8 protein-coding genes are annotated in these 8,835 nt (G+C 72.8%); 3 read left to right on the top strand and 5 right to left on the bottom strand.

Annotated elements, in window-relative coordinates; all coding sequences use genetic code 11:
• Positions 1-157: 157 nt before the first annotated feature.
• The 5 genes from ACFWBW_RS40915 to ACFWBW_RS40895 all read right to left on the bottom strand — a co-directional run bounded on the left by ACFWBW_RS40915 (position 158) and on the right by ACFWBW_RS40895 (position 4,325).
• The gene (locus tag ACFWBW_RS40915; protein ID WP_385384734.1) at positions 158-1,558 is read right to left on the bottom strand and encodes a phytoene desaturase family protein; all 1,401 of its coding nucleotides are present in this window, start codon (positions 1,556-1,558) and stop codon (positions 158-160) included.
• Between the two features lie 9 nt (positions 1,559-1,567).
• Complete coding sequence (locus tag ACFWBW_RS40910; RefSeq protein ID WP_385384731.1) at positions 1,568-2,182, bottom strand: DUF4126 domain-containing protein; 615 nt, start codon at positions 2,180-2,182, stop codon at positions 1,568-1,570.
• A 130-nt stretch (positions 2,183-2,312) separates the two neighbouring features.
• On the bottom strand, positions 2,313-2,714 hold the full coding sequence (locus tag ACFWBW_RS40905; protein ID WP_266877102.1) for a DUF3040 domain-containing protein: 402 nt from the start codon (positions 2,712-2,714) through the stop codon (positions 2,313-2,315).
• A 284-nt stretch (positions 2,715-2,998) separates the two neighbouring features.
• Entirely contained in the window at positions 2,999-3,757 is a 759-nt protein-coding gene (locus ACFWBW_RS40900) for a class I SAM-dependent methyltransferase (RefSeq protein ID WP_385384727.1), read from the bottom strand.
• Between the two features lie 70 nt (positions 3,758-3,827).
• Positions 3,828-4,325, bottom strand: coding sequence for an SAV_6107 family HEPN domain-containing protein (locus ACFWBW_RS40895; protein WP_385384725.1), 498 nt, complete (start codon positions 4,323-4,325; stop codon positions 3,828-3,830).
• A gap of 236 nt (positions 4,326-4,561) precedes the next feature.
• On the opposite strand from ACFWBW_RS40895, the gene ACFWBW_RS40890 reads away from it, so the two are divergent.
• The 3 genes from ACFWBW_RS40890 to ACFWBW_RS40880 are packed head-to-tail and all read left to right on the top strand — an operon-like array spanning position 4,562 to position 8,294.
• Positions 4,562-5,569: an ATP-binding cassette domain-containing protein gene (locus tag ACFWBW_RS40890; RefSeq protein ID WP_385384722.1), complete on the top strand. Its 1,008-nt coding sequence runs from the start codon at positions 4,562-4,564 to the stop codon at positions 5,567-5,569.
• Positions 5,541-7,625: a YhgE/Pip family protein gene (locus tag ACFWBW_RS40885; protein WP_385384719.1), complete on the top strand. Its 2,085-nt coding sequence runs from the start codon at positions 5,541-5,543 to the stop codon at positions 7,623-7,625. The genes ACFWBW_RS40890 and ACFWBW_RS40885 overlap by 29 nt, the downstream gene beginning before the upstream one ends.
• Before the next feature lie 21 nt (positions 7,626-7,646).
• The gene (locus tag ACFWBW_RS40880; protein ID WP_243330126.1) at positions 7,647-8,294 is read left to right on the top strand and encodes a TetR/AcrR family transcriptional regulator; all 648 of its coding nucleotides are present in this window, start codon (positions 7,647-7,649) and stop codon (positions 8,292-8,294) included.
• The last annotated feature ends 541 nt before the right edge of the window (positions 8,295-8,835 follow it).

Raw genomic sequence — 8,835 nt, 5'->3', positions numbered from 1 at the left:
GGCCGGATCAGGGAGCGGCGTCTGGTGCCGTGCATCGCAAGGCGGAGGAGGGAGTCGACGCGGAGCGTCGGCGAGTGACGACAACGCGGCGAGGCGCGGTGCCAGACGCCGCGAGCCCGGCCTGATCGGCAAGACACCCCCTAGGACCTGATCCGGCCTACCGCGAGCCGCGGAAGTCCGCGCCCTCCACGATCAGCCCGGCCACCAGGGCCCCGGTCATCCCGGCGTGCGCCAGCCCGCCGCCCGGGTGTGCCCAGCCGCCGGCCAGGTAGAGACCGGGTACGCCGGTGGTGTTCGCGGGGTGCAGCATCCGGCCCCCGGCACCGGCCAGTGAGGGCGCGGGGACCCGGCCGTCCACCGAGCCCGTGTCCGAGCGGACATCGGCCGGGGTGCGCAGCTCGTGCCACAGCAGCCGCTCCCGCAGCCCGGGGACGACGCGGGCGGCCGCCGTCAGCAGGTCCTCGGCGGACGGAGCGGCCGCCGCTCCCGCCGTCACCACGGCGTGCACGGTGACCGCCTCGTGTTCGGCGTCCGGCCGGGTGGCGGGGTCGTCGGGGCGCAGCACGGTGACGGGGCCGACCAGCGTGCGGTGCGCGGCCCCGTCCTCGCGGGCCCCGCGCAGCGCGGCGAACAGGGTGTACCAATGTGCGGGTTCCGTACGGGCGGGTGCGGCGTCCAGGGCGGTCGGCATCTTCACCAGCCGGGGGTCGGCCGCGCAGACCACGTGGTCGGCCGTCACCTCGGTGCCGTCGGCCAGGCGCAGCCCGGCCGCCCGGCCGTCCCGCACGAGGACCTCGCGCACCGTCGCGCCGAACTCGAAGGCGACCTTCCGCTCCAGGCACCGCTCGTACACGGCGCTGGCCAGCTCCCGGGTCCCGCCGCGCACGTACCAGCTGCCGAAGGTCTGCTCCATGTAGGGCAGCACCGCCGCCGAGGCGGGCGCGGTCGCCGGATCGACCCCGTAGGCCCGCACGCGCGAGGTGAGCAGCTCGTCGAAGCCGCCGCCGCCGAGCTCGCGGGCGGCGACCTCGGCCAGGGTCGGCGGCCGGCGGCGCAGCAGCCCGCTGCCGCGCAGCGCGGGGTACGGGTCGCGGCCGAGCGCGGAGTGGTCCGCGCGCAGCGGCTCCTCCAGGAGCGGCCGGCGGGTGGCGTCCCAGGCGTCCCGGGCGCGGCCCAGGACCGCGCTCCAGCGGTCCCCGGAGCCGGGCCCGAAGGCCGCGTCCACGGCGGCGGCGGCGCCGCCGTGCGAGCCGCCGGGGAAGGTGAGCGTACGGCCGTCCGGGAGGAGGTAGCGGACGGCGGGGTCGATCTGGACCAGTTCCGCGCACTCCTCCAGCGGGCGCTTGCCGGTCTTGACGAACAGATCGCGGTAGACGGCGGGCAGGTGCACCAGCCCGGGGCCGGTGTCGAAGACGAAGCCGTCGCGGGCGTAGCGGCCCACGGCTCCGCCGTAGGTCGTCCCGCGCTCGTACACCGTCACCTGATGTCCGGCCACGGCCAGTCGTGCCGCCGTCGCCATCGCGCCCATCCCGGCGCCGATCACCGCAATTCGTGCCATGCGCTGAGCCTATCGAGCGACCCGGGCTACCTCGGCGGCGAGCCTCTTCTCCTCGCGGCGCTGGGCGCGGCGGCGCAGGAAGCGCCGGATCCTGGCCCAGAGGTAGATCAGCAGGACGAGTCCGATGATCAGCAGGACGGCGCAGATGATCGCGGCGGCCTCCGGATTGAACATCGCGAAGGTGACGATCCCGCCCACGCCGAGGTCCTCGGCGGTACTCACGATGACGTTGCTGAACGGCTCGGGCGAGGTGTTGATCGCCATGCGGGTGCCGGCCTTGACGAAATGGCTGGCCAGGGCGGTGGTGCCGCCGACCGCGCCGGCGGTGATGTCGGAGAGCGAGCCGCTCTGCCCGGCCAGCAGTGCGCCGACCACCGCTCCGGACACCGGGCGGATCACGGTGTGGACGGTGTCCCACAGGGAGTCCACGTACGGGATCTTGTCGGCGACCGCCTCGCAGAGGAAGAGGGCTCCCGCCACGATCAGCACGTCGGTGCGCTGCAGGGACGCGGGGACCTCGTCGGTCAGGCCGGTCCTGCCGAAGATGCCGAGCAGCAGGACCACGGCGTACGCGTTGATCCCACTGGCCCAGCCGCTGGTGAAGACCAGGGGGAGCACACTCATCTGATCATCATGTCCCAGAAGCCGTGATCCGGCGCGGAATCGGCGAGTCGGGACAGCAGTGAGTCGGGACAGCGGTGAAGGGACGGCCGCCTTCCGGCGGCCGTCCCTTCACCCGAGTCTGCCGGTGGGGCTATTGCCCCTGTTCGTCACGGCGGCGCTGCCACCGTTCCTCGATACGGCCCATCATCGACCGACGCTGCCGGTTCTGCCCTTGGGGCGAACCGCCTGCACTACCGGAGGCGGGCTGCTCACCAGGCTTGGGTGCCTTGCGCCAACCGGTGACCACGAGCACCGTACAACCCAGCATGACGAGGAATCCCACCACGCTGATCCACAGTACGTTCGGCACGATCACACCGGTCATGAGGAGCGCGATACCCACCACAATGCCTGCGACTGCCTGGTAGACCCGTCGCCGGGTGTACGTGCGCAGTCCGCTTCCCTCAAGCGCTGTAGCGAATTTGGGATCTTCGGCGTACAGCGCTCGCTCCATCTGCTCGAGCATTCGCTGCTCGTGCTCCGAGAGCGGCACGGGAGTCCTCCTCATCCGTCGGTCGCGGGGGGGAGCGACCAGGGGTCCCCTTCAGGATAGGCGGGGAATCGCCCCCGTGATACCCGCCCTCTACGCCACGTTCTAAAAAACACTGCCCGTAAAAAGTACCGCTTGGGGAATGCTCAGCGCCGTCTTGAACGGCCCACTGAGGGCGTTATTCCCCAGAGGTCCGCTCGGCATGCCGGGCGCTGACCCCGATCATACGGGTCACGACGCCGGTTCGGAGGGTGAGTGGCGCACCGCGTTCCCCTCTGCTCCGCAGATCAGGCGTGCTTCTCGCCGAGAACGTGCAGTTGCGTGGCGACCGCGTGGAACGCGGGAAGCTCGGCGGCGGCCTCTTCCAGGCGCAGCAGGGCCTCGACGGCGCCGGGCTCGGTGTCGACCAGAACACCCGGAACGAGGTCGGCGAAGATCCGGACCCCGTGCACCGCGCCCACGGACAGACCCGCCTCGGAGACCAGGGCGGAAAGCTGCTCGGCGGTGAAGCGGCGCGGCACCGGATCGCCCGAGCCCCAGCGGCCGGCCGGGTCGGTCAGGGCCGTACGGGCCTCCGTGAAGTGCCCGGCCAGGGCGCGCGCCAGCACGGCCCCGCCGAGTCCGGCGCCGAGCAGGCTGAGGATGCCGCCGGGGCGCAGGGCGGCCACGGCGTTGGCCACGCCCTCGGCCGGGTCGTCCACGTACTCCAGCACGCCGTGGCAGATCACCACGTCGTAGGAATCGCGCTCGACGACATCGAGCAGGCCCTGCGCGTCGCCCTGCACCCCGCGGACCAGATCGGCCACGCCCGCTTCGGCGACCCGGCGCTCCAGTCCGAACAGCGCGTTGGGGCTCGGGTCGACCACGGTGACCCGGTGGCCGAGGTGGGCCACCGGGACGGCGAACTTCCCGGTACCGCCACCCGTGTCGAGTACGTCCAGCACGTCCCGCCCGGTCGCCTTCACCCGGCGGTCGAGCGCCTCCTTGAGGACCTCCCACACCACGGCGGTGCGGAGGGAGGCGCGGGGGCGGGAAGTGTCCGACACGGCTGATGGCTCCTCGGCGCGTTGGGTGAGCGGTCGCTGCCCACCCTATGGCCTCCGACTGCCGGGCAGGTCATCCCGCGTCCGGACGCTCCGTCCGCGGCAGCGGCAGGCTCCGGGCCGGGCCGGCCGGCGCCGGCGGGCGGAGCGCGAGCATCCGCTCCACCAGGCGCAGGAACATCGCGACGGCACGCACCAGATCGTCCGCGTCCCGGCCGGTGGCCGCGCTCGCTATGCCGGCCTCCGCCCGCGCCCGGCGGGCCGCGCCGGAGGCGAAGAGCGCGCTCCACTCGGTCAGTTCGGGCGCTATCTCCGGGAGCACCTCCCACGCGCTGCGGATCCGCGGCCTGCGCCGCGGGTGCACGGGCTCGGGCCGCCCGCGCGCGGCGAGCACGGCCGCGGCGGCGCGCAGCGCGGCGAGGTGGGCGGTGGCGTACCGCTCGTGGGGCCGGGTCAGCCGGGCGGCTTCGGCCAGGCCCTCGTGGGCCTTGGCGAGCAGGTCGAGGGCGGCGGGTGGTGCCGCCGACTTCCGGGGGACGGGGTGGACAGGGGACGGGGACGGTGTGGCCATGACGAACCTCCTGTCGTTGCGTGCGCTTCGCGCTGCCTGGTGTAGCTCCTACGGGTTGAGCTGGTCTTGAGTGACGTGTCCCCATCGTGACGGCCCCCACTGACAATCGCGCTGACCTGCGGTTTCGTCCCCCGATCCGGGCTCGTGGCCGGGCAACTGCCGCCCCCTGCGCAGCGGGTGCGGACGAGGATGCTAGTTTTTGAACTGACTGGTCAGTTCAAAAGAAGGGGGAGGGCGTGGACAGCCCGCACGGCGCGGCCGTCAGAGCCGAGGACTTCGGAGTCAAGGGCCCGCGCGGCTGGGTGTTCCGGGGCGTCGGGATCGACGCGGCGCCCGGCTCGCTCATCGCGGTCGAAGGCCCCTCCGGCAGCGGGCGGACCTGCCTGCTCCTCGCCCTCACCGGCCGGATGAAGCCCACCGAGGGCCACGCCGAGATCGGCCGCCACCGGCTGCCGAAGAAGATGGCCGCGGTCCGCCGCATCGCCGCCCTCGGCCCGGTCCCCGGGGTCAACGACCTCGACCAGGCCCTCACCGTCGCCGAGCAACTGCGCGAGGGAGCCCTCCTCCAGCGCCGCTACGACGGCCCCGTCCGCGCCCTGCTCCGGCCGCGCGAGGAGCGCCGCACCTCCACCGCGACCCGGATCGACGCCGCGCTGGCCGCCGCCGGACTGGACGTCGCCACCCTGCCGAAGGGGCCGCGCACCTCCGTACGCGACCTGGAACGGCTGGAATCCGTACGGCTGTCGGTGGCCATCGCGCTGCTCGGCTCGCCGCGCCTGCTGGCCGTGGACGACCTGGACCTCAAGCTCTCGGACACCGAGCGCGCCGAAGCCTGGGACCTGTTGCGCTCCCTCGCCGCCGGTGGGACCACCGTCCTCGCGGTGTGCAGCGAGGCCCCGTCCGACGTGACGGTCCTGCGCACCGGCCCGGTGGCGGAACCCGCCGCGGCTCCGGCCGAGGACTCCACCGCCGGCCCGGCCGCGGAACCCGCCGCAGGATCCGTCGTGGTGCCCCGGCCCAAGGACTCGAGGGTCACCTGGGGCATCCAGGCCACCAGCCCGCAGGAATCCGACTCCGACTCCGACTCCGGCTCCGCATCTGATTCCGGCTCCGGCTCCGACGCGGCCGAGGCCACCGCCGACGCCGCCGTCATCGCGGACGCCGCCGACGACGCGGACGCCGCCCACGCCACGCCCGACACGAAGGGGGACGACGATGCGCTCGCCGAAACTGGCCGCGCTTGAGCTGAAGCGGTTCGGGCGGGGGAAGCTGCCCCGGGCCGCCCTCGTCTCGCTGCTCCTGCTGCCGCTGCTCTACGGAGCCCTGTACCTCTGGTCCTTCTGGGATCCGTACAGCCGTCTCGACAAGGTGCCGGTCGCCCTCGTCAACTCCGACCGGGGCGCGACCGTGGACGGGAAGCAGATCGACGCCGGCGGCGAGATCACCCGCAAGCTGCACGACAGCAAGACCTTCGACTGGCGCGAGGTGAGCGCCGAGGAGGCGGCCGAGGGGCTGGAGAACGGTACCTACTACCTCTCCCTCACCATGCCCGCCGACTTCAGCGCGAAGATCGCCTCCAGCTCCGGCGAGGACCCCGCCACCGGAGCCCTCCAGGTCCGCACCAACGACGCGAACAACTACATCGTGGGCTCGATCTCGCGCACCGTCTTCTCCGAGGTCCGCTCCGCGGCGTCCACCAACGCCTCCCGCGGCTTCCTCGACAAGATCTTCGTGAACTTCTCCGACCTGCACGGCAAGACCGCCGAGGCCGCCGACGGAGCCGACAAGCTCACGGACGGGGCGGGCAAGGCACAGAAGGGCGCCAAGGACCTCGCCGACGGCCTGGACACGGCCAAGGAGAAGAACGGCCAGCTCACCGGCGGACTGAAGAAGCTCAACGTGGCCGCCGGACAGCTGGAAACGGGTACGAAGGACATCGCGGCCGGCACCCAGAAGCTCGCGGACAAGGTCGGCGGCGCCGCCGACAAGGCCCGCCCCTTCCTCAAGGACCCCAAGAGCCTCGCGGACAGCGCCGAACTCGTCGCCGACACCGCCCGGGTCGTCGACAACCACCTCGAAGCCTTCGCCAAGGCGGCCCCGGCCGCCGCCACCGTCACCCAGCGCGTCTCCACCGGCGCCGCCGATGTCTACGCGAAGACCTGCACGACCGGTGCGGTGCCGCTCCCCGACACCTGCCCGCAGCTGAAGAGGCTCAAGGACGACGCCGCCGAAGCCGCCGAACTCGCCGGTGACGTCGACACCCTGCTGAAGAACGCGAACGGCGACCTCGCCACCCTCCACAAGCAGCTCGCCGACCTGGAGCGCGAAGCCCGCCTCCTCGTCACGAGGGCCCCCGGCCTCTCCGCGGACCTCGAAGCGGCGGTCACCCAGGTGAACGCCCTCAACAACGGCGCCCACAAGGTCTCCGCCGGCATGGCCCAGCTGCACACCGGCATCGGCTCCGCCACCAAGGGCTCCGGTGAACTGGGCACGGGCGTCGGCAAGCTCGGCGCCGGCGCGCACGACCTCGACGGCGGCCTGGTCAAGCTCGTCGACGGCAACGGCGAACTCGCCGGCGGCCTGCACGACGGCGCGGGCAAGATCCCCGCCTACGACCAGCAGCAGCGCGAAGCCCGCACCGAGGTCATGGCCGACCCGGTGCGGCTCGCCAACCAGTCCCTGCACAAGGCGCCCAACTACGGCACCGGCTTCGCCCCGTACTTCATCCCGCTCTCCCTCTGGGTCGGCGCGATGGTCGCCTACATGCTGATCGCACCCCTCAACCGGCGGGCTCTCGCCGCCGGAGCCTCGCCCTGGCGGATCGCCTTCGCGGGCTGGCTGCCCGTGGTCGGGATCGGCGCCGCGCAGGTGGGCGCACTGATGTCCGTACTGCACTGGGGACTCGGCCTGCAGATGGCCCGGCCGGCGCTCACCATCGCCTTCCTGATGCTGGTCACCGCCTGCTTCGCCGCGATCGTCCAGTGGCTCAACGCCAAGTTCGGCGCGGCCGGCCGGATCCTGGTCCTGGCCGTCCTGATGCTCCAGCTGACCTCGGCGGGCGGCACCTACCCCGTCCAGACCAGCCCCGGCTTCTTCAACGCCATCCACCCCTACCTGCCGATGTCCTACGTGGTCGAGAGCCTGCGCCGGCTCATCACCGGCGGCGACCTCGCCCCGGTCTGGCAGGGCTTCGCGGTCCTCACCGCCTTCACGGCCGGCGCCCTCGCCCTCACCGCCCTCGCCGCCCGCGGCAAGCAGGTGTGGACGATGGACCGGCTGCGCCCGGAACTGAGCCTGTAGCCCGAAGGGACAGGTTGACCTGTGAGAATCAGCGCCATGGAAAGCAGCAGCACCGGTACGGCCGGGGGCGGCGGCCGCCGCCAGGCCACACGGCAGAAGCTCTACGAAGCGGCCGTCACCCTCATAGCGGAGCAGGGCTTCTCCGCGACGACGGTCGACGAGATCGCCGAGCGGGCGGGCGTGGCGAAGGGCACCGTCTACTACAACTTCGCCAGCAAGAACGACCTCTTCGAGGAGCTGCTGCGGCACGGCGTCGGTCTCCTGACCGAGTCCCTGCGGACGGCGGCGGAATCCACCGAGGCCAGGGGCGGGACCCGGGTCGAGGCGCTCGACGAGATGATCCGGGCCGGACTGGTCTTCATCGACCGGTACCCCGCCTTCACCCAGCTCTACGTCGCCGAGCTGTGGCGCACCAACCGGACCTGGCAGTCCACGCTGATGGTCGTCCGGCGCGAGGCCGTCGCCGTCGTCGAGACGGTGCTCCGCGAAGGCGTGGAGCGGGGGGAGCTCAGCGCGGAGATCGACGTGCCGCTGACGGCCGCGGCGATGGTGGGCATGGTGCTGGTGGCGGCGCTGGACTGGCAGTCCTTCCAGAGCGAGCGGTCGCTGGACGACGTGCACTCGGCGCTGTCGCTGCTGCTGCGGGGCCGGGTGAGCGGGAACCGCTGACGGCGGTTCCTGTTCGGCGGTGCCCCCCGATCGGCGGTGCCGCGGGGGCGGTGGGGCCGCGTAGAACTGGTGGGGCGGGTGAGTATCCGTACCTAGGCGCGGAAATGAGTAGCTGCGCGGATGGGCGCGGGGCGCGTTGACGCCAGACTGGGGGCTACGGACAGGGACCCGGGCCGGACCGCCGACACGGGGCGGCAGGTGCGGACCGGGTCTCTCTGGCCGACAGGGGTGGGAACACGGCCGAGGCCGGGGCTCGGGGGGATCGAGCCCCGGCCTCGGCGTTTCCCGTCCCGGGGCGCGAAGCCCGGCCCGGCCCCCGAATTGCCGCTGCGCGGCGTGAAGTCCCTTACCCGCCTTTCCACCGTTCCCAGGGCTCCGCCCTGACCCGCCGGCCCCGGGCTGCGCCCGAGCCCCTGGGGCTCCGCCCCAGACCCCGTGCCTCAAACGCCGGCGAGGCTGAATTTTCCCGGCGGAGCCGGAAAATCCAGCCCGTCCGGCGTTTGAGGACCGGGTCCGGGCGGAGCCCGGGGAAAGGTGGAAA

Source organism: Streptomyces sp. NPDC059957, from assembly GCF_042730015.1.
Taxonomy (GTDB): domain Bacteria; phylum Actinomycetota; class Actinomycetes; order Streptomycetales; family Streptomycetaceae; genus Streptomyces.
This window is presented reverse-complemented; position numbering and strand designations above follow the sequence as displayed.

Bases quoted from the DNA above. Each gene is read 5' to 3' on its own strand.
- ACFWBW_RS40915 (WP_385384734.1), bottom strand. From the start codon at position 1,558: ATGGCACGAATTGCGGTGATCGGCGCCGGGATGGGCGCGATGGCGACG.
- ACFWBW_RS40910 (WP_385384731.1), bottom strand. From the start codon at position 2,182: ATGAGTGTGCTCCCCCTGGTCTTCACCAGCGGCTGGGCCAGTGGGATC.
- ACFWBW_RS40895 (WP_385384725.1), bottom strand. From the start codon at position 4,325: ATGGCCACACCGTCCCCGTCCCCTGTCCACCCCGTCCCCCGGAAGTCG.
- ACFWBW_RS40885 (WP_385384719.1), top strand. From the start codon at position 5,541: ATGCGCTCGCCGAAACTGGCCGCGCTTGAGCTGAAGCGGTTCGGGCGG.